Consider the following 18,676-nt stretch of genomic DNA (forward strand, 5'->3'; position numbering starts at 1 on the left):
ACAACGTGAGTGTCACCGCACCCCGCGGGTTCCGCGCGGCGGGCGTCGCCGCCGGGCTCGGCGAGGACGGAGCCCGCGACGTGGCCGTGGTCGTCAACGACGGACCCTCCCGGGCCGCCGGGGGCGTGTTCGCCAGCGAGGCCGACCGGTCCGCCCCGGTCCTGTGGACCGCGCAGGCCGTCTCCGGCGGGCGCCTGCGCGCCGCCGTCCTCACCACCGGCGGCTCCTACTCCGGTACCGGGCCCCACGGCTTCCAGGACGTCCACGCCGTCGCCGAACACACCGCGCGAATCCTGGAGGACTCCGCGGCCGAGATCGCGGTCTGCTCCAGCGGCCCCGCCGGCCTCCGGCCTCCCGTCGACCCACTCAACGACGGTGTGGCCTCGGCGCTCGCCGAGGCGGGCCGCAGCGGCGGACTGGCCGCCGCCGACGCCATCCGCACCGACGACACCGTCGCCAAGATCGTCTTCAGGCGCGGCGACGGTTACACCGTCGGAGCCATGGCCAAGGGCCCCGACGCCTCCGTGGGGTCCGTCCAGTGCGTCCTCACCACCGACGCAGACCTGACCGCCGAGCAGTGCCAGGCCCTGGTGGCCCCGGCCGCCGCCGCCTTCGGCCCCCTGGACTCCACCAACGACACGGTGCTGCTGATGGCCAGCGGCGCCACCGGTGTCCGCCCCGCCCCCGAGGCCCTTACCGCGCTGCTCGCCGAGGTGTGCGCGGCCCTGGCCGCCCAGATCCGCACCGACGCCCCGACCACCGACCACGGAGGACGGCCTTGATCTCCAGAGCACCCGCACCCGACCCCTCGTCCGGAGCGCCCGCGGGTGAGCGGGCACGCGCCATCGACAAGGCCGCCCACCTCATCGAGGCCCTGCCCTGGCTCTCGCGCTTCCACGGCCGCACCGTCGTGATCAAGTACGGCGGCAACGCCATGGTCAGCGAGGAGCTACGCGAGCGCTTCGTCGAGTCCGTGGTCTTCCTCCGCTACGCGGGCCTGTGCCCCGTCGTCGTGCACGGCGGCGGACCCCAGATCAGCGCCCAGCTCGACAAGGCCGGAGTGGAGTCCACCTTCACCGCCGGCCTGCGCGTGACCACCGACGAGGCCATGGACATCGTCCGCATGGTCCTCACCGGCCAGGTCAACCGCGAGATCGTCGGTCTGGTCAACCGGCACGGCCCCTTCGCTGTCGGGCTCTCCGGCGAGGACGCCGACCTCATCACCGCCGACCGCAAGACCGTCACCACTGTCGAGGGCGAGACCGTCGACATCGGCCGGGTCGGCGACGTGAGCGGCGTGAACCCCGGCGCCCTCAGCGCGCTCATCGACGACGGCCGGATCCCCGTGGTCTCCAGCGTGGCGCGCGCCGACGACGGCGGCGTCTACAACGTCAACGCCGACACCGCGGCCTCCGCACTGGCCGTCGCCCTGGGCGCCAGCAAGCTCATCATGCTCACCGACGTCGAGGGCCTGTTCGCCGACTACCCCCGCAACACCGAGCTCATCAGCCGCCTCACCACCGACGAACTGCGCTCCCTGCTCCCGAGCCTGTCCTCGGGCATGCTGCCCAAGATGGAGGCGTGCCTGCACGCCGTCGAGGGCGGGGTCCCCCAGGCGCACATCATCGACGGACGGATCCCGCATTCGCTGCTCCTAGAGGTCTTCACCGACCAGGGCGTGGGCACCATGGTCGCCGACGAGGAGCTCGAAGCCGCCCACCTCGCTGGGAACCGCGGACCCCGCCCCCGGCGCACCACACCCACCGACACCACCCACCACCGGGGAGAGACCACATGACCAGCGGTGCCGACCTGCGCGAGCGCTTCGCCGCCGCGATCATGCCCAACTACGGCGTCCCGCCTGTCGCTCTCACCCTCGGCCGCGGCTGCGAGGTCTACGACGCCGACGGCCGCCAGTACCTCGACCTCATCGCGGGGATCGCCGTCTCCACCCTCGGCCACGGCCACCCCGCCCTGGTCAAGGCGGTCGCCCACCAGGCCGCCACCCTCGCACACACCAGCAACCTGTTCGTCAACGAACGCGCCGTCCAGCTCGCCGAACGCCTCATCGTCCTGCTCGGCGGCGACGCCAAGGTCTTCTTCGCCAACTCCGGGACCGAGGCCAACGAGGCCGCCCTCAAACTGGTCAAACGCGCCGCCGGTCCGGGTCGACGGACCTTCGTCGCCGCCACTTCCGGGTTCCACGGCCGCACCCTTGGCGCCCTCGCCCTCACGGGCAAGGACGCCATTCGCGAACCCTTCGGCCCCTTCGGTCTGGACGTACGCTTCGTCCCCCACGGCGACGTCGACGCCCTCACCGAGGCCGTCGACGAGACCTGCGCCGCCGTGTTCACCGAACCCACCCAGGGTGAGGCCGGCGTCATCCCCGCACCCGAGGGCTACCTCGCGGCCGTGCGCTCCCTGTGCGACGAGACCGGGGCCGCCTTCGTCCTCGACGAGATCCAGAGCGGCATCGGCCGCACCGGCCGTTGGTTCGCCCACCAGGCCGAGGACGTGCGCCCCGACGTCCTCACCCTCGCTAAGGGACTGGGCGGCGGGCTGCCCATCGGCGCCTGCGTCGGCTTCGGCCGCTACGCCGACGCCTTCGGCAAGGGCGACCACGGCTCCACCTTCGGCGGCAACCCCGTGGCGTGTGCTGCGGCCCTGGCCGTCCTCGACACCATCGAGAGCGAGGGCCTGCTCGCCCACACCGCCGTCATGGGCGACCTGCTCGCCGAACAGCTCGACGGCGTCGACCATCCCCTCCTGGCCGGTCAGCGCGGCAGCGGCCTGTGGCGGGCCCTGGTCCTCACCGGCCCCCACGCCGCCCACGTGCAGGAGCAGGCCGCCGCCCGCGGCTTCCTCGTCAACGCCGTGGCCCCCGGCACCATCCGCCTCGCCCCGCCCCTGGTCATCACCCCCGAACAGATCGGTGTGTTCATCGAGGCCCTGCCGACCGTCCTGGACGCCGCCGAGGCCACCGCCACGAAGGAGAATCAGTCATGACCCGGCACTTCCTCCGCGACGACGATCTCGCCCCGGGCGAGCAGGCGCGGGTGCTCGACCTCGCCGACCGGATGAAGAAGGACCCCTACGGCCACCGGCCGCTCGAAGGGCCGCGCACCGTGGCGCTCCTCTTCGACAAGCCCTCCACCCGGACCCGGCTGTCCTTCGCGGTCGGCGTCGCCGACCTGGGAGGCATGCCGCTGGTCCTGGAGTCCGGCGGCACCCAGATGGGCCGCGGTGAACCCTTGGCGGACACCGCCCGCGTCCTGGAGCGCCAGGTCGCCGCCGTCGTCTGGCGGACCTTCGCCCAGACCGACCTGGAGAACCTGGCCCGCGGCATCTCGGTACCGGTGGTCAACTCCCTGACCGACGAGTTCCACCCCTGCCAGATCCTCGCCGACCTCCAGACCGTCCGTGAGCACAAGGGCCCCCTGGCCGGTCTCACCCTCGCCTACCTTGGCGACGGGGCCAACAACATGGCCCACTCCTACCTCCTGGGCGGTGCCACGGCCGGACTCCACGTGCGGATCGGGGCACCCGAGGGCTTCCACCCCGACCCCGCCGTGCTCTCCCGTGCGGCCGACATCGCCGGGCGCACGGGCGGCTCGGTGTCGGTCACCACCGACCCCCGCGAGGCTGCCGACGGGGCCGACGTCCTGGCCACCGACACGTGGGTGTCCATGGGGCGGGAGAGCGGCGCCGCCGACCGCGAGGCCCCCCTCCGCCCCTACATCGTCGACACCGGCCTCCTCGCCGCGGCGCATCCCGAGTCGATCGTCCTCCACTGCCTGCCCGCCTACCGGGGCAAGGAGATCTCCGCTGAGGTGATCGACGGCCCCCGCAGCGTCGTGTGGGACGAGGCGGAGAACCGCCGCCACGCACAGAAGGCGCTCCTGGCGTTCCTCCTGGAGGCCGATCGCCGATGACCAAGGACGTCGGCGCCACCGCGCCGATGACCAAGGCGGCCAGACACGCCCGCATCGCCGAGGTCCTCACCCGCGAGGACGTGCGCTCCCAGGGAGAACTGGCCAAGCGCCTGGCCGAGGCGGGGGTCCAGGTCACCCAGGCCACCCTGTCGCGCGACCTCGACGAACTCGGTGCCGTCAAGCTCCGCACGGCCGACGGCCACCTGGCCTACGTGCTGCCGGGGGAGGGCGGGGAGCGCCTCCAGCGCACCCGCCCCGACACCCTGGACCTCGCCGAGGCCTCGGGGGCTCGGCTCACTCGGCTGGCCGAGGACCTGCTGGTCTCGGCCGAGGCCTCCGCCAACATGGTCATCATCCGCACCCCGCCCGGTGCGGCACAGTACCTGGCCTCGGCCATCGACCACACCGACTTCCACGCGATCCTGGGCACCATCGCCGGGGACGACACCATCCTGGTGATCTCCCGCGACCCCCAGGGCGGTGAGGAACTGGCGTCGGCGCTCCTGCGTATGTCCGACCGCCGCCCCTGACGCCACGGAGCCGCCGCACGGCCCCGTGCGGTGACCGTCCCCGTGCGTTCCCTGTCCACGTTCCACCGAAGGAGACCACCATGGCCGACCGGCCCGGCAGCGAGCAGCCAGGCGACGGAGGTGCCGGGGCCCTGCGCCTGTGGGGCGGCCGTTTCGAGGGCGGCCCCGACCAGGCGCTGGCCAGGCTCTCGCTGAGCACCCACTTCGACTGGCGGCTGGCCCGACACGACATCGCGGGGTCGCGGGCCCACGCCCGTGCCCTGCAGCGGGCCGGACTGCTCACCGCAGGCGAACTCGACCGCATGGTCGAGGGCCTGGACCGGCTGGAGGCCGATGTCGCCTCCGGCGCGTTCACCCCCGTCTTCGAGGACGAGGACGTGCACACCGCGCTGGAGCGCGGCCTGCTGGAACGGGTCGGCCCCGACCTGGGCGGGCGGCTGCGGGCCGGGCGCTCGCGCAACGACCAGATCGCCACCCTGGTGCGCATGTACCTGCGCGAGGAGGCCCGCTCCATCGCCGAGGAGGTTCTGGCACTGGTGGGGGCCCTGGCCGACCAGGCCGCCGCCCACCCGGACGCCGCGATGCCCGGCCGTACCCACCTCCAGCATGCCCAGCCGGTCCTGCTCGGCCACCAGTTGATGGCGCACGCCTGGCCGCTGCTGCGCGACGTCGAGCGCCTGCGCGACTGGGACCGCCGTGCCGCCGTGTCCGCCTACGGCTCGGGTGCGCTCGCGGGCTCCTCCCTCGGCCTGGACCCGGAGGCCGTCGGCACCGAGCTGGGCTTCCCCGATTCGGTGGAGAACTCCATCGACGGCACCGCCGCGCGCGACGTCGTGGCCGAGTTCGCTTTCGTCACCGCCATGATCGGTGTGAACCTGTCGCGCCTGTCGGAGGAGGTCATCCTCTGGGCGACCAAGGAGTTCTCCTTCGTCACCCTCGACGACGCCTTCTCCACCGGTTCGTCGATCATGCCGCAGAAGAAGAACCCGGACGTGGCGGAGCTGGCACGCGGCAAGGCGGGACGGCTGGTGGGGGACCTCACCGGCCTGCTCACCACCCTCAAGGGGCTTCCGCTGGCCTACAACCGGGACCTCCAGGAGGACAAGGAGCCGGTCTTCGACGCCGTCGACAGCCTCCACCTGTTGCTGCCCGCCATGACCGGCATGGTCGCCACGCTGGTCTTCCACACCGACCGGATGGCCGGGCTCGCCCCGCAGGGCTTCTCCCTGGCCACAGACATCGCCGAGTGGCTCGTCCGCGAGCGGGTGCCCTTCCGGGAGGCGCACGAGATCGCGGGGGCGTGCGTGCGGGTGTGCGAGGAGCGCGGGATCGATCTGCCCGACCTGTCCGACGACGACTTCGCGGCCGTTTCCGAGCACCTGACGCCGAAGGTCCGCGAGGTGCTCACCGTTCCGGGATCGCTCGCCTCACGCTCGGGCAAGGGCGGCACAGCTCCGGTCCGGGTCGCCGAGCAACTGGAGCGGCTGCGCGCGGGCGCCGCCGAGCACCGCGGCGGCTGGCTCGCCTGACGGTTCCTCCCCCGGTGGGCGGGGCCGGGTCCCGGACCCGGCCCCGCCCACCGTCTTCGCGTCCCGAGCCCCACTCGCCCGGCCTCGATACGGCGGGCAGGAGCACCCTCCGAGTTTCCCCGTTCCACGGGTACCGGCTTCCCGAGTGCGGTAGCGTCCTGAACCTACGGACACCAAACGTGGCCTTCTCTTTACTCCCCGCACACCAGGGTCGCGTGTGCCTGAGGTGCCCGTGACCAGTCCATGGAGGGAGTGCGATGGGACAGCCGGGGAGGACCGGTCGCGGGATCAGGGCTCAGCTCAACAGAATGGTGCTGGTACCCGGCCTGACGTTCCTGGCCCTGTTCGCCGTGATGGGTGCGGCCGTGCTCGGCCAGGTGGTCTCCCTGCGGACCGCGGTCGGTGACGGGCGCGACGGCCTCGAACTCGTCGAGGCCCTGGCGCGGCTCCAGACGGAGCGCCGCCTCGTCGCCGGGTACCTCGCCGCTCCGAGTGGGGGAAATCGCGGGCTCCTCGCCGATGCCGTGGAGGAGACGGACCTGGCCCTGGACCGGGTTCGCTCTCTGGACGGTGACCCGGAGGGGCTGGCCGGGGACTTCCTCGACACCTTGGAAGGGGTCGAGCGGGCGCGGGAGGACGGCCTCGGCGGTGGCGCGGCGCCCGCCATCGTCGAGGCCTACACCGAGGCGCTCCACAGCGGTATCCGCCTCTATGGGAGTGTCACGCGCCGTCTCGACTCCGGGCCCGCGGCCACCGACGCTGCCGCGGCCACCGGTCTGCTGTGGGCCCTGGAGAGTTTCAGTCACGCGGACGCCCTGGTCAGCGGATCGATGGGAACAACGCTCCCTCCGAGCGAGCGAGCCCGGATCGCCGCCCTGCTGGCGGACACCCGCCACAGGGTGGAGACCGACGTGCCGCCGTCGTCCGAGGCGGCGTCGGGCCCCGCGGGCGCGGCTCCGGTCGCCGAGAGCCCCGCCTGGCAGGAGGCGATGGACCTGGCCGACCGCCTCGCCAGCCAGGAGGCCGGCCCCGCCGTCACCGGCGGATGGCGGTCGGCGGCCGACCGGGTCTCCGCCGACCTGGAGGAGGCCGTCGCCGAGCGCACCGCCTCCGCGGTCTCCGCCGGGGAGTCCTTCGGCGCGTGGCGCCTCCCCCTGGTGGTCGGCTCCGGCCTGGTCGCGCTGCTCGCCGGTGCCCTCGCCTACGGGGTGGCCACGCGAGCGGCGACCCGTCTCACCGACAGGCTCGCCAAACTGCGTTCGGACATCCTGGGCGCGGCCCGCAACGACCTGCCCCGTATCGTGCGGCGTCTGGAGGCGGGTGACGGCGTCGACCTCGACACCGACGTCAGGCGGCTCGACCACGGCGACGACGAGATCGGCCGGGTCGCTGACGCCTTCGACCTCGCCCAGCGCGCCGCGGTGGGTGCCGCCGTCAGGCAGGCGGACCTCCGGGCGGGTGCCAACCGGGTCTTCCTCGGTATCGCCCACCGCAGCCAGGCGCTCGTCCAGCGCCAGATCCAGTTGCTGGACCGGGTGGAGCGGGAGGAGGAGGACCCCGACCTGCTGGAGAGCCTCTTCCAGCTCGACCACCTGGCCACGCGGGGACGCCGCCACGCGGAGAACCTCATCATCCTCGGCGGGGCCCAGCCCGGCCGCCGCTGGCGCCACCCGGTCTCCCTCATGGACCTCCTGCGCGGCGCGGTCTCCGAGACCGAGGAGTACGCCAGGGTCCGCCTGACGTCGGTACCGGAGCTGTCGCTGTCCGGCGCGGTGGTGGCCGACGTCATCCATATGCTCGCCGAGCTGGTGGAGAACGCCACAGCGCACTCTCCCCCGCACACCGAGGTCACCGTCGCCACCGAGACCGTCCCCAAGGGGGTCGTCGTCGAGGTCGAGGACCAGGGGCCCGGGATGACCGACGAAGTCCTGGCCAGGGCGAATGCGACGCTGAGCGCGGCACCGGAGTTCGACGTGATGGGACCGGCTACCGACGCGCGGCTGGGTCTGTTCGTCGTCGCCCGCCTGGCACACAAGCACGGCATCGGCGTCGAACTGCGCCCCGCGCCCCACGGCGGCATCCGTGCGGTGGTGCTCATCCCCTCCGGCCTGCTCGCCGCCCCGCCGGCGGCGGCCCCCGACCGGATCGGGGGCCCGGCCCGTGCGAGCGCGTACGCCGGGTACGGCCCGGACATCCCCGGGGCCTCCGGTGGCCGCCGCCCCGTGCTCAGGCCGGTTCCCCGGCACCAGGGCGCGGAGGAGGCCGCCCCACCCGGCTCCGCCGGGCCGCCGGTGTTGCGCCAGGTACCCGACCTGGCCGAGGAGGCCGCCCCGCCGGTCCGCGGCGCCGGGCACCGGCGGCCCCCGCTGCCCAAACGCAGGCGCCAGGCCAGTCTCGTTCCCCGGCTCAAGGAGGAGCGGGAGGGCCCCGAGCAGTCGACGGACCGCAGCCCGGAGGAGGCGCGCCGGATGATGGACGCCTTCAGCGCGGGCACGCGGCGAGGTCGGTCCGAGGACACCGGCACGCGTGGGTACGCCGACCGGACCGACGCCAACGCAGACGATCACATGGGAGAGAACGACTGAGATGGTGGGCAAAGGCAACGCCGTGGACAACCTGGACTGGCTGCTGGACGACCTGGTGGACCGTGTCGTCGGGACCGACCATGCGATCGTGCTCTCGGCCGACGGCCTGCTGATCGGGCGGTCGCGGCTGCTGACCGGTGAGGACGCGGAGCACCTGTCGGCGCTGGCATCGGCCCTCCAGAGCCTGGCACGGGGCACGGGACGGTACTTCGGAGGGGGCGCCGTCCGCCAGACCGTGGTCGAGATGGAGCACTCCTACCTCTTCGTGACCGCGGCGGGGGAGGGGGCGTGCCTGGCGGTGCTGGCCGACGAGACCGCGGACGTCGGGCTGGTCGCCTACGAGATGAACCTGAGAGTCAAGAGAGTGGGCGGGTTCCTCACGGCCGCTCCGCGCGGCTCGGGGCGGCTCACCACCACGGGGGGTGCGGGTTCGTGAACATGCCGGGCCGACGCCGTACGGTCGCCCCTCCGGGACATCCCACGTCCGAGGGGCCGACACCGGGGGTACGCGAGACCGAGACAGCGGGGGGCTTCCTGGTTCGCCCCTACACACTGACCGGGGGACGCACGCGGCCCCGCGACAGCGGCCCGGGACTGGACATGATCACCATCGTGGTGGCCGAGCACGGCAGAGCGGTGCGGTCACTGGAGCCGGAGCGGGGGGAGATCCTCAGGCTGTGCCACCGCCCGATCTCGGTGGCGGAGATCTCGGCGCGGCTCGACATCCCGCTGACCGTGGTCAGGGTCCTCTTGGGTGACATGCTCGCCGAGGGTGACGTGCGCACCCGGGCCTCCGGTGCCGTGGCCCGGCTCCCCGAGAAACAGGTGCTCCAGGCGGTACTCGATGGCATCCGCAGACTCTGAGGCCGTGGCGGCCGAGCGGGAGGCGATCCCGCGGTCGGTCAAGATCCTCGTTGCCGGCGGGTTCGGCGCGGGCAAGACGACGCTGGTCGGATCGGTCAGTGAGATCGAGCCCCTGTGCACCGAGGAGACCATGACCGAGACCGGCCATGGCGTGGACGACACCTGCGGGGTAGAGGGCAAGGACACCACCACGGTCGCTCTGGACTTCGGCCGGATCAGCGTGGCCTCCGACGTGGTCCTGTACCTGTTCGGGACCCCGGGGCAGGAGAGGTTCTGGTTCATGTGGGACGAGTGGGCCGATGGCGCCCTGGGCGCGGTCGTGCTCGCTGACACCCGACGCCTGGACACCTGTTTCCACGCTGTGGACTTCTTCGAGAGGCGCGGGGTTCCGTTCGTGGTGGCGGTGAACCGCTTCGACGGTGCGGACGACTACCGTGAGGAGGAGGTCCGTGAGGCGCTGGACGTCCCCGCTCGGGTGCCGGTCCTCACGGCCGACGCGCGGGTGCGCGAGTCATGCAAGAAGGTCTTGATCGACCTGGTCTCGTACGTGATCCGGCTGCGCGATCCCTCCCCGCACGGGTGAGGGGCGGACCGCGGCGACCCGCGGCCGGGCCCGGACCGCGGTGTACCTTCGGGAGACGCGCCCGCGTTGCGGTGTTGAACGCTACAATGTCGCGGCAGTGAACTTCCTTGTCACCTGCCCCGATCGCCCCATCCGCCTCCGATCTGAATCCTGGTATGCGAAACTCAGACCGACTTCCTCCACGCGAACTCCCCAAGCGTCGTTCCGGTCGCCACCGCAACCCGTTGTCCTTCGATAACTGGTTCGGCACGCCCGCCCTGGTCATGGCGGTCCCCGGGACGGCCGAACAGGCCAGGGACGCCAGGGGCGAGTCGATCGGCGGCCGGATGGCCGACCTGGTGCGCGCCTACCGGCCCGAGGTCACGATCCGCTACGGGCACACCGAGGGCGATGAGCAGACGCTCGCCGAGGCCCTCAGCGGCCTGGACGAACACAACGGCGTTCCTCTCAGCGGTGTCGTGGTCCCCTTGGTCACGGCGCCGCACACGGTCGTCTCCACGGCGGTCTCCTCGGCTGTCGAGGCCAGCGGCGCCAACGTGCGCATCGCGGAAGGGCTCGGGCCGCACCCGATGCTGGCGGAGGTCCTGCACCTGCGCCTGGCGGAGGCCGGGCTCGTCCGGGCCGACCGCATGCGCCTGATCAGCGTCGTGGCGCCCAGCGAGACCATGGCGGACGGTGTTGTCGTGGGTGCCGTCGGCGGTGAGGGCGCGGCCAGTGCCGCCGGTGTGAGTGCGGTCCTGCTCGCGGCCCGGCTCGGCCTGACCGCGCTTCCGGCCAACCTGGAAAACGAGGCGTCGGTGGAGCAGGTCATCGCGCAGTTGCACGACGGCGGCAGCCGCCGCCCGGTCATCGCCCCCAGCGCCCTGGGCCCGGAACTACCCCGGGAGCGCATGGAGCGGATGGCCGAGCGGTTCGGCGCCCGCCTGGGCGAGCCACTGGGCGCCGATGGCCTCCTGGGCAAGATCGCTGCCCTGCGCTACGCGGAGATCCTCAACTCGCTCGGGGTCGAACAGCCGCCCACGGTCGAGGAGCTGCCCGCCCCCGTGGGCTCCCGGCACCGCCCGGAGTCCTGAGGCGGGCCACCGGCGGTCCGTGAGAGGCCATCCGTGACGGGTGGTCTCCCGGTCGTGCCCCCAGAGCGCGCTCGCGGTGCTGCCGCCCCTCTTCCAGTACGGGTGCGACGATCCTGCCCTGCACCAAAGGATAACTAATCGTGATTGTTTGACAGCACAGGGCAAGGAAACTCCGGTAGCCTCGCATGCGACCGCACGTGATCGGGCGGTTACACAGGCTGGAGGGGGTCCATGCGTAGAACCAGAGACCGCGTGTCCACGATTCGCGCGCAGCTCACCCGCATCGTGCTGATCCCGAGCCTGTGCTTCCTCGCACTCTGGCTCGTGGTGGCCGCCGTCGGAACGACCCAGGCGGTGCGGCTGATGGGACAGGTCACCCAGGCGCGTGAGGGGGCACAGGCCTATTCGAGCGCGTTCGACGCACTGCACAACGAGCGCCGGCTGTCACTCGTGCACCTCGGCCTCCAGGAGAGCGGATCCGGGACCTCCGCAGCCCGCTCGGCCCTGGACCAGCAGCGGGAGCGTACGGACACCGCGCTGGCCGCGGCCGTCGACGCCGCGCGTTCGGCCGACGGCGACGACGAGGTCGAACGCAGGTCCCAGGCCCTCATGGACGGTCCGGACACGGTGTCCGGGCTGCGCGCGGGCGTGGACCAGGGGACCACGGGCCGGGAGGAGGCGCTGCTGGGCTACGGGGCCGTCCTCGACGCCGTCCGTTCGGCCACCGTGGCGCTCGTCCACACCACCGACGGCGGCGAGAACCTGACCGACGCGGTCCTGACCCGGGAACTGCTGGACGCCGCGTCGGACTACGCCACCGCCGACGCACTCCTGGCCGGAGTCATCGCTGCGGGCGAGATGACCTACGCGGAGACCGCCCACTTCACCTACGTCACCGCCTCCTACCGGCACACACTGGACGCGGCTGCGCCCGACATGCACCCCGGGATCAGAGAGCGCTACCGGGACCTGCGTGCCGCGGACGCCTGGCTCAGCGCCGAGGAGACCAGCCGCCGGGTGGTCACCCGCTCCCCGAACGCGGATACCGCGCCCGAGGGCGCAGTGACGGTTCCCGGGGCAGCCGGGGAGGACCCGGCCGTGGTGTGGAGCACCGGTGTCGGTGCCACCGGTGCGGACTGGGACTCCTCCTCCGCGGTCTCCCTCGCAGCGCTGGGCGGACTCGCGCGGGCCCAGACCGACCGGACCGTCGACCTCGCCTGGAGCGCGGCACTGCTGCGCGTCTCCCTCGGGGTGGCCGCAGCCGTGGTCACCCTCGGTGCGGGGGCCGCCGCCATCGCCGTCGTCGGCCGCTCCTCCCGCCGCCTCACCGACCGCCTCACGCGCCTGCGCGAACAGATCCTCGACCGCGACGCCGACCTCCCCGGGATCCTCGACCGGGCACAGCGCGGCCGGAGAGTCGAGGTCCACGAGGAGCTGCCCCCCATGGACGAGCGCGGAGACGACGAGATCGGCCAGGTCGCGGAGGCGCTGGACAGCGCACAGCTCGCCGCGGTGGGCGCGGCCGTCCGCCAGGCCGAGATCCGCCGCGGCGCCAACCGCGCCTTCCTCGGGATCGCGTTTCGCAACCAGGCGCTGGTCCAGCGCCAGCTGCGGCTGCTGGACGAGATCGAGTACAGGGAGCAGGACCCGGACGCGCTGCGCCGCCTGTTCCATCTCGACCACCTCGTCACCCGGGCCCGGCGCTACGCCGACAACCTCATCATCCTCGGCGGCGGCCAGTCGGCCCGCCTGTGGCGCCAGCCGAGCCCGCTCGTGGACGTCCTGCGCGCCGCCATCGCGGAGACGGAGGACTACGAACGGGTCCGACTGACCTCCGCGCCCCGCGTCCTCATGCGCGGCCAGGTGGTCTCCGACATCGTCCACCTGGTGGCGGAGCTGGTGGAGAACGCCACACAGTTCTCGCCGGCGGGCACACCGGTGGACGTCGGCTGCACACCGGTGCCGGAGGGGCTGGTCGTGGAGGTCGAGGACCGCGGCCTGGGCATGTCCGAACACGGGTACGCCTCCGCGGAGCGGACCCTCAACCAGCCGCCCGAGTTCGACGTCATGGCACTTCCGGACGATCCGCGCCTGGGCCTGTTCGTGGTGGCCCGCCTGGCCGAGCGCCACGGGGTCCGTGTCTGGCTGCGGCCCTCCCCCTACGGCGGCACCCGGGCCACCACCCTGTTGCCGAACACCCTGCTGGAACCGGCGGAGAACCCGGCTCCCGTGCCCGGCCGGCCCGAACCCCGGCACCCGGGTGTCCCGGTCACGGTTCCCGGGACACCCGGCACCGGTGCCGACGAAACGGGCCGGGAGACCGGACCGGAGGGGGACCGGACCCCCCCGCACGTGGCGCCGGTGAGCGGGGCACACCGGGTTTCGCGGCCCCAGGCCCCACCGGACCCGCTCGGCGGGTCGCCGAGCCTCAACTGAGGCGGTCCGGCGCTATGCTCGGGCCCCGGCATGCCGGGGCCGCGTTGTCCACAGCCTGGGGCGCGCTCTGGCGCGGGGCGGCGGGTCGGCCCACCATGGAGGGTGACGGGGGTCGGGGGACGGTCCCGCGCCCCTGCCGGAGGTGACCATGCCCGTTGCCCGACGAATCGCTGCGGCGCTCGGTGCCGTGGCCGCGCTCATACTCATGGCCTCGGCGGCCCCGGCCGCCGGTGACCCGGGAGGGGGAGAGGTGGACGGTTTCGCCGTGACATACCTGCCCGCACAGGTCGACGAACGGACCTCGGCGGAGGACTTCGACTACACGTGGGGGGACGTAGCCTTCTCCACCCGTGTCTGGGAGCGGCCACTGGAGGGGGGCGGGGCCCGGGTCGTGCTCCAGGTCCTGGTGATGCGGGGGGACCGGCTCACAGGCCTGGACTCCCTCCGCGACTTCCTCGCCGAGTACCACGAGCGACCGACCGAGTCCTGGGGCCTCACGGAGTTCGACAACCGGGGGACCCGCGCCCTGCGGGGGGAGGCCGAGGCGTTCTGGAGCTCTGGCCCCGGTGTGGCCGTGGAGGTGCGGGACGCCTTCGGGCTCCTTGGACAGGAGGAACTCCTGAAGACCGCGCGCGGGGTCACCTCGACCGACTCCGCCTGACGCCCGAGGCCCGGGCCGCCGCGCACCGGCGGCCCGGACCGGGCCCCGGTCAGCAGCCGGAGAGCACCTCGCGCAGAGCTGTCTCCTCGGCGGAGTTCACGGCCAGGTCCCAGGTGTGTTTGACCTCGATCCACGCCGCCGCGTACTCGCAGTGGAAGGACTCCAGCGGGGGAAGCCACTCGCCGGGGTCCTCGTCGCTCTTCGAACGGTTGCTGGAGGCGCTGACCGCCCACAGTTGGGGAGACGTGTCGAGGTCGTTGGCGAAGCGCTCGCGCTCCTCCGTGGTCCAGGTGTCGGCACCGGAACGCCAGGCCTCGGCCAGCGGGACCATGTGGTCGATGTCCAGGTCCCCCGCCTCGGTGAAGGTCTCTCCGTCGTACTCGCTGTACCAGGTGCCCGACACCGGCTGGCAGTCCTCGTCCACCTCCACGTTCTCGCCGTCGCGCAGCAGGACGACCTGGCGGGCGGTGCAGTCGTCCTGCGCCTCCTCCGACCACAGACCCGATTCCCAGTGCGGGAACAGTGACCGGTCGTAGCCGGGGGGGTCGGCCTCCTCCACGCGCAGTCCGTCCAGAAGGGCCAGGGCGCTGTCGGGGTCCGAAGCGCCCGTGCCGCCTCCCTGGGAGTCGGTGGGGGCCTGTGACACGTCGAGGTCGATCACGTCGGACAGGTCGGAGGGGGACAGGTCGCTGCACCCGCTGGTCAGGAGGAGGACTCCGGCCAGTCCGGCCAGGACCCGGCCTGCGGTGGGTCGATCGGGCATGAGGGATTCCAATCCGGTCCGCCCCGTGGACGGGGCACCCCCGTGCAGGGGCTCGGTCGCTGTTGCCGTGTCCATGGTCCGGCATCGTCGTCCCTGGTCGCACACCGAGTCCTCGAAGCGGGGGTGTTCCCCGCCCGGCCTCCCCTCCGTGTTCCTCCAAGAACGGTCCGAAGCGGTCCGGCCCCGCCGCGAAGGGGCGGGCACGGGTGCTCCACGGGCCGTCCGTGCCTACCGGAGCCCGCCCCCGGCCGGGTCCTGGAAGGCCCGGACGAGTCCGTCGAGGAGGATGCGGTAGGTCTCCTCCGTGTCGTCCGGGAGGCCGAAGCCTCCGCGTTCCTCCAGGTCGACGAATCCGTGCAGGGTGCTGCGCAGCACCCGGACGGCGTGGACCGTCCGGTCGTCCCCGATGCCGAAACCGCGCAGGACCGCGGTGAGCACCTCGACGGGGGCGTAGAAGATCTTCTGTGCCTCGGGGTCGTCGGGGCCGGGCGCCCTCTGCAGGGCCGCGTACCTTCCGGGGTGGTCGTGCGCGTAGCTGCGGTAGGCGTCGGCGACGGCGCGAAGAGCGTCGGGCCCGGCCAGGCCGGTGGCGGCGGCGCGGATCCGGTCCCCGAATTCGGCGGCGGCGAGCAGAGCCACCTCCCGGTGCAGCCCGGCCAGGCCGTCTACGTGCTTGTACAGGCTGGGGACGGTGACACCGAAGCGCTGGGCGACCGCTGAGAGCGACAGGGAGTCGAGCCCCCGCTCGTCGGCGATCCGCGCGGCCTCCTCCGCCACTATGCGCGGGGTGAGTCCGACCCTAGGCACCGGCCTTCGCCCTCTCGGCCAGCCGCAGGACGGCGGAGACGACGGCGTCCGGCTGTTGGGACTGCGGGTAGTGGCCGCAGTCGGGAACCGTCTCGACGGTGCCGCCGACCACCGAGGCGACCCACTCGGCCTCGGCGGCCGGGTCCGGCCAGTCGGGGTCCTGCTCGCCCACGACCACCGTGGCCTCGGCGCGGAGCCCGGGGGCCGCCAGGACCTGTTCGCTGGGGGCCAGGACCGTGGCGGCGATCGAGCGGAAGCGGTCGGCGGGCCGCAGCATGTCCCGGACGCGCCGCTTCTGCTCCGCGTGCCCCTCGGGGGTGCGGCCTACGTGCAGCTTGTCGTAGTAGGAGGCTAGGACGCCGGGGCCCCAGGGGCGCAGCAGCAAAAGCCGAAAGCCTAGACGGAGCAGCGGGCTGATGCTGTTGCGCAGGAAGGGGCAGAGGAGGGCGATCCCCGAGACGAGGTCGGGGCGCTCCATGGCGGCGATGGTCACCGCGGCTCCGCCGAGGGAGTTGCCGACCATCAGGACGTTCTCGCCGCCCAGTTCCTCGGCCAGGGCGATGGCGTCGGTGGCGGCGGCGCGGTTGGTGTGTTCGGTGAAGGCCGTGTCGCTGTCGCCGTGGCCGCGCAGATCCATGACGGCCACCCGGTGGCCGGCCTCGGCCAGAGCCTCGCCGACGAAGCGGAACGAGGCGCGGTGGTCGAACATGCCGGGGACGCAGACGATGAGCGGGCGGCTCCGGTCGGCGGGGCCGTAGAGGTCGTAGGCGATGCGTCCCTCGGGGCGTTGCAGGTGGTGCATGGGTACTCCTCCGCGTGAGCTTATCTCTTTAACCATAAAGCTAATGTCATTAACTTTTGTGGTCAAGGCCCGGGATGCCGGGACTGTTCGGAGCGCTCCGGGGCGTTATGCGTGGCGGTGGCCGCAGGATCCCCGGCAGAACCGGCGGCGCTCCGGAGCCGATAGCGTGGTGCCGGGACACCGGGAGGCCGCCGGAAGGCCCCTGGCCCCCATCCGAGGCGGATCGGGCCCAGAGCCCGCCTGAGCGACAGAGAGCTGTACACGTGACCGACATCATCGACGAACTCCAGTGGCGCGGTCTGCTCGCGCAGACGACCGACCTTGACGCACTCCGCAAGGCGCTCGCCGATGGTCCGGTCACCCTGTATTGCGGCTTCGACCCGACCGCGGGGAGCCTGCACGTCGGCCACCTCACCCAGATCCTGACCCTGGCCCGCTTCCAGCGGGCCGGGCACCGGCCCGTCGCCCTCGTCGGTGGCGGAACCGGCCTCATCGGCGACCCCAAGCCCACGGCTGAGCGGCAGATGAACTCGGTGGAGACGGTCCGGGGCTGGGTGGGCGTCCTGGCCGGGCAGTTGTCGTCCTTCCTGCGCTTCACACCCGAGGGGGGGCGGCCGGAGCCGACCGACGCGATCCTCGCCGACAACGGAGACTGGCTCGGCGGGATCAACGCGATCGAACTGCTGCGCGACGTCGGCAAGCACTTCAGCGTCAACCAGATGCTCGCCAGGGAGACGGTTCGGAGCCGACTCGACGGTGAGGGGATGAGCTACACCGAGTTCAGCTACGTCCTCCTCCAGTCCTACGACTTCGTCCAGCTCTACCGGCGCTACGGCTGCACGCTGCAGACCGGGGGCTCGGACCAGTGGGGGAACATCACGGCCGGACTGGACCTGATCCGGCGGATGGACGGCAACCGGCCGCACGGCCAGGCCCACGCACTGACCACGAACCTGCTGACGAAGGCGGACGGCACCAAGTTCGGCAAGACCGAGTCGGGCACCGTGTGGCTGGACCCGGAACTGACCACGCCCTACGCCTTCTACCAGTTCTGGTTCAACGCCGACGACCGCGACGTCGTCCGCTACCTCAAAACGTTCAGCTTCATGGGCCGGGCCGAGATCGAAGAACTGGAGCGCCAGACCGAGGAGCGCCCGCAGGCGCGCGCCGCGCAGCGCGCCCTGGCGCAGGAGCTCACCACGCTCGTCCACGGAGCGGAGGAGTGCCGCAAGGCGGTCGACGCGAGTCTGGCGCTCTTCGGACGCGCCGACCTGACTGAACTGGACGCAGTGACCCTGGACGCCGCCCTGGCGGAGGTGCCCAAGGTGGAGGTCAGCGGTGCGTTGGAGGACCTTCCGGGTGTCGCCGACCTGTTCGCGCTCAGCGGTCTGGCCAACAGCAAGTCCGCCGCGCGCCGTGCGATCAAGGAGGGCGGGGCCTATGTCAACAACACCAAGGTCACCGACCAGGAGGCCCGGATCGGGGCCGGTGACGTGCTCCGGGGCCGCTTCGTGGTCCTGCGCAAGGGCAAGCGCAACGTTGGCGGTGTGGTGCTGACCGGCTGACGGCCGGTGCCCGTTCTCGGGCGGCGGTGCACCGCCGCCCGGACCCGCGTTTGACGTCCTCCCCTCCCCTCCCTATACTCGAGAGAGTCGCTGCGGGACGGCGAGCTTCCCTCTGGGTCGACTTGGAACCGGACCGCGATCACAGCCTTCGTTCCCCCTGAGTGGTACAGGCACTGTTCTGCATCCAGTAGGGTTGGAATCGTTTCCCCGAGATGGAATGTGACTTTCCATTGGCGGGTGATATCTGAAGCAGTGAATGACCACACGGGATTCACCCCGTTCGGGTGTTTCGCACGAACCGCCGGATTTGGCGGGGACACGGAACGGCTGATAAAGTGGAAACACAACAAAGCGTAAAGCCGCTGACGCGGTGGAAACGCGGGCGCCTTCCACGGAAGAGCGACCGGGAGCGGGATACCGGGACCGGGGCTTGTACGGGAAGAGCGGCTGTTTCTTGAGAACTCAACAGCGCGTGTTTGATTTTCTTTAAGCCATGTTTGTTTTGGCCCCGACACTTCGTATCAGCGGAGTGTGAGGGTTCCTTTG

Annotated in this window: 17 protein-coding genes; 14 read left to right on the forward strand and 3 right to left on the reverse strand. The window is 72.2% G+C overall.

Going from position 1 to position 18,676, the window contains the following annotated elements; genetic code table 11:
* Window positions 1-5 precede the first annotated feature (5 nt).
* From B042_RS0115630 to B042_RS23425, 13 genes are all read left to right on the forward strand, one after another.
* The gene (locus tag B042_RS0115630) at window positions 6-782 is read left to right on the forward strand and encodes a bifunctional ornithine acetyltransferase/N-acetylglutamate synthase (RefSeq protein ID WP_028649105.1); all 777 of its coding nucleotides are present in this window, start codon (window positions 6-8) and stop codon (window positions 780-782) included.
* Window positions 779-1,798 carry an acetylglutamate kinase gene (gene argB / locus B042_RS0115635; protein ID WP_028649106.1) on the forward strand — a complete coding sequence of 340 codons (1,020 nt, stop codon included), beginning with the start codon at window positions 779-781 and terminating at the stop codon, window positions 1,796-1,798. The genes B042_RS0115630 and argB overlap by 4 nt, the downstream gene beginning before the upstream one ends.
* The gene (locus B042_RS0115640) at window positions 1,795-3,006 is read left to right on the forward strand and encodes an acetylornithine transaminase (RefSeq protein ID WP_028649107.1); all 1,212 of its coding nucleotides are present in this window, start codon (window positions 1,795-1,797) and stop codon (window positions 3,004-3,006) included. Before argB ends, B042_RS0115640 begins: the two co-directional genes overlap by 4 nt.
* Window positions 3,003-3,932: an ornithine carbamoyltransferase gene (gene argF / locus B042_RS0115645; protein WP_028649108.1), complete on the forward strand. Its 930-nt coding sequence runs from the start codon at window positions 3,003-3,005 to the stop codon at window positions 3,930-3,932. The genes B042_RS0115640 and argF overlap by 4 nt, the downstream gene beginning before the upstream one ends.
* Window positions 3,929-4,462 (forward strand): arginine repressor, encoded by a 534-nt coding sequence (locus B042_RS0115650; protein ID WP_028649109.1) that lies wholly within the window; start codon window positions 3,929-3,931, stop codon window positions 4,460-4,462. The genes argF and B042_RS0115650 overlap by 4 nt, the downstream gene beginning before the upstream one ends.
* A gap of 80 nt (window positions 4,463-4,542) precedes the next feature.
* On the forward strand, window positions 4,543-5,991 hold the full coding sequence (argH, locus tag B042_RS0115655) for an argininosuccinate lyase (RefSeq protein WP_028649110.1): 1,449 nt from the start codon (window positions 4,543-4,545) through the stop codon (window positions 5,989-5,991).
* A 257-nt stretch (window positions 5,992-6,248) separates the two neighbouring features.
* A complete protein-coding gene (locus B042_RS0115660) occupies window positions 6,249-8,576 on the forward strand; it encodes a nitrate- and nitrite sensing domain-containing protein (protein WP_028649111.1) in 2,328 nt (775 codons plus the stop codon).
* 1 nt (window position 8,577) lies between these two features.
* A complete protein-coding gene (locus B042_RS0115665) occupies window positions 8,578-9,012 on the forward strand; it encodes a roadblock/LC7 domain-containing protein (RefSeq protein WP_028649112.1) in 435 nt (144 codons plus the stop codon).
* 2 nt (window positions 9,013-9,014) lie between these two features.
* Complete coding sequence (locus B042_RS0115670) at window positions 9,015-9,440, forward strand: DUF742 domain-containing protein (protein ID WP_081748817.1); 426 nt, start codon at window positions 9,015-9,017, stop codon at window positions 9,438-9,440.
* Window positions 9,421-10,023 carry an ATP/GTP-binding protein gene (locus B042_RS0115675; RefSeq protein ID WP_028649114.1) on the forward strand — a complete coding sequence of 201 codons (603 nt, stop codon included), beginning with the start codon at window positions 9,421-9,423 and terminating at the stop codon, window positions 10,021-10,023. Before B042_RS0115670 ends, B042_RS0115675 begins: the two co-directional genes overlap by 20 nt.
* Before the next feature lie 155 nt (window positions 10,024-10,178).
* Entirely contained in the window at window positions 10,179-11,096 is a 918-nt protein-coding gene (locus tag B042_RS0115680; protein WP_028649115.1) for a sirohydrochlorin chelatase, read from the forward strand.
* 231 nt (window positions 11,097-11,327) lie between these two features.
* Window positions 11,328-13,532, forward strand: a complete 2,205-nt coding sequence (locus tag B042_RS23420; RefSeq protein WP_081748818.1) for a nitrate- and nitrite sensing domain-containing protein — start codon at window positions 11,328-11,330, stop codon at window positions 13,530-13,532.
* A gap of 148 nt (window positions 13,533-13,680) precedes the next feature.
* Window positions 13,681-14,193 (forward strand): hypothetical protein, encoded by a 513-nt coding sequence (locus B042_RS23425; RefSeq protein WP_028649116.1) that lies wholly within the window; start codon window positions 13,681-13,683, stop codon window positions 14,191-14,193.
* 49 nt (window positions 14,194-14,242) lie between these two features.
* Here the strand turns inward: B042_RS23425 and B042_RS0115695 are convergent, their stop codons facing one another.
* The 3 genes from B042_RS0115695 to B042_RS0115705 form a co-directional block, all read right to left on the reverse strand.
* Window positions 14,243-14,956: an HNH endonuclease family protein gene (locus tag B042_RS0115695; protein ID WP_028649117.1), complete on the reverse strand. Its 714-nt coding sequence runs from the start codon at window positions 14,954-14,956 to the stop codon at window positions 14,243-14,245.
* 228 nt (window positions 14,957-15,184) lie between these two features.
* Window positions 15,185-15,763 carry a TetR/AcrR family transcriptional regulator gene (locus B042_RS0115700; protein ID WP_028649118.1) on the reverse strand — a complete coding sequence of 193 codons (579 nt, stop codon included), beginning with the start codon at window positions 15,761-15,763 and terminating at the stop codon, window positions 15,185-15,187.
* A complete protein-coding gene (locus tag B042_RS0115705; protein ID WP_028649119.1) occupies window positions 15,756-16,565 on the reverse strand; it encodes an alpha/beta fold hydrolase in 810 nt (269 codons plus the stop codon). The genes B042_RS0115700 and B042_RS0115705 overlap by 8 nt, the downstream gene beginning before the upstream one ends.
* Before the next feature lie 263 nt (window positions 16,566-16,828).
* Here B042_RS0115705 and tyrS point away from each other — a divergent pair, with 263 nt between their 5' ends.
* Window positions 16,829-18,130 (forward strand): tyrosine--tRNA ligase, encoded by a 1,302-nt coding sequence (gene tyrS / locus B042_RS0115710; RefSeq protein WP_028649120.1) that lies wholly within the window; start codon window positions 16,829-16,831, stop codon window positions 18,128-18,130.
* The last annotated feature ends 546 nt before the right edge of the window (window positions 18,131-18,676 follow it).

The sequence above is a fragment of the Nocardiopsis sp. CNT312 genome (assembly GCF_000515115.1).
Classification (GTDB): domain Bacteria; phylum Actinomycetota; class Actinomycetes; order Streptosporangiales; family Streptosporangiaceae; genus Nocardiopsis.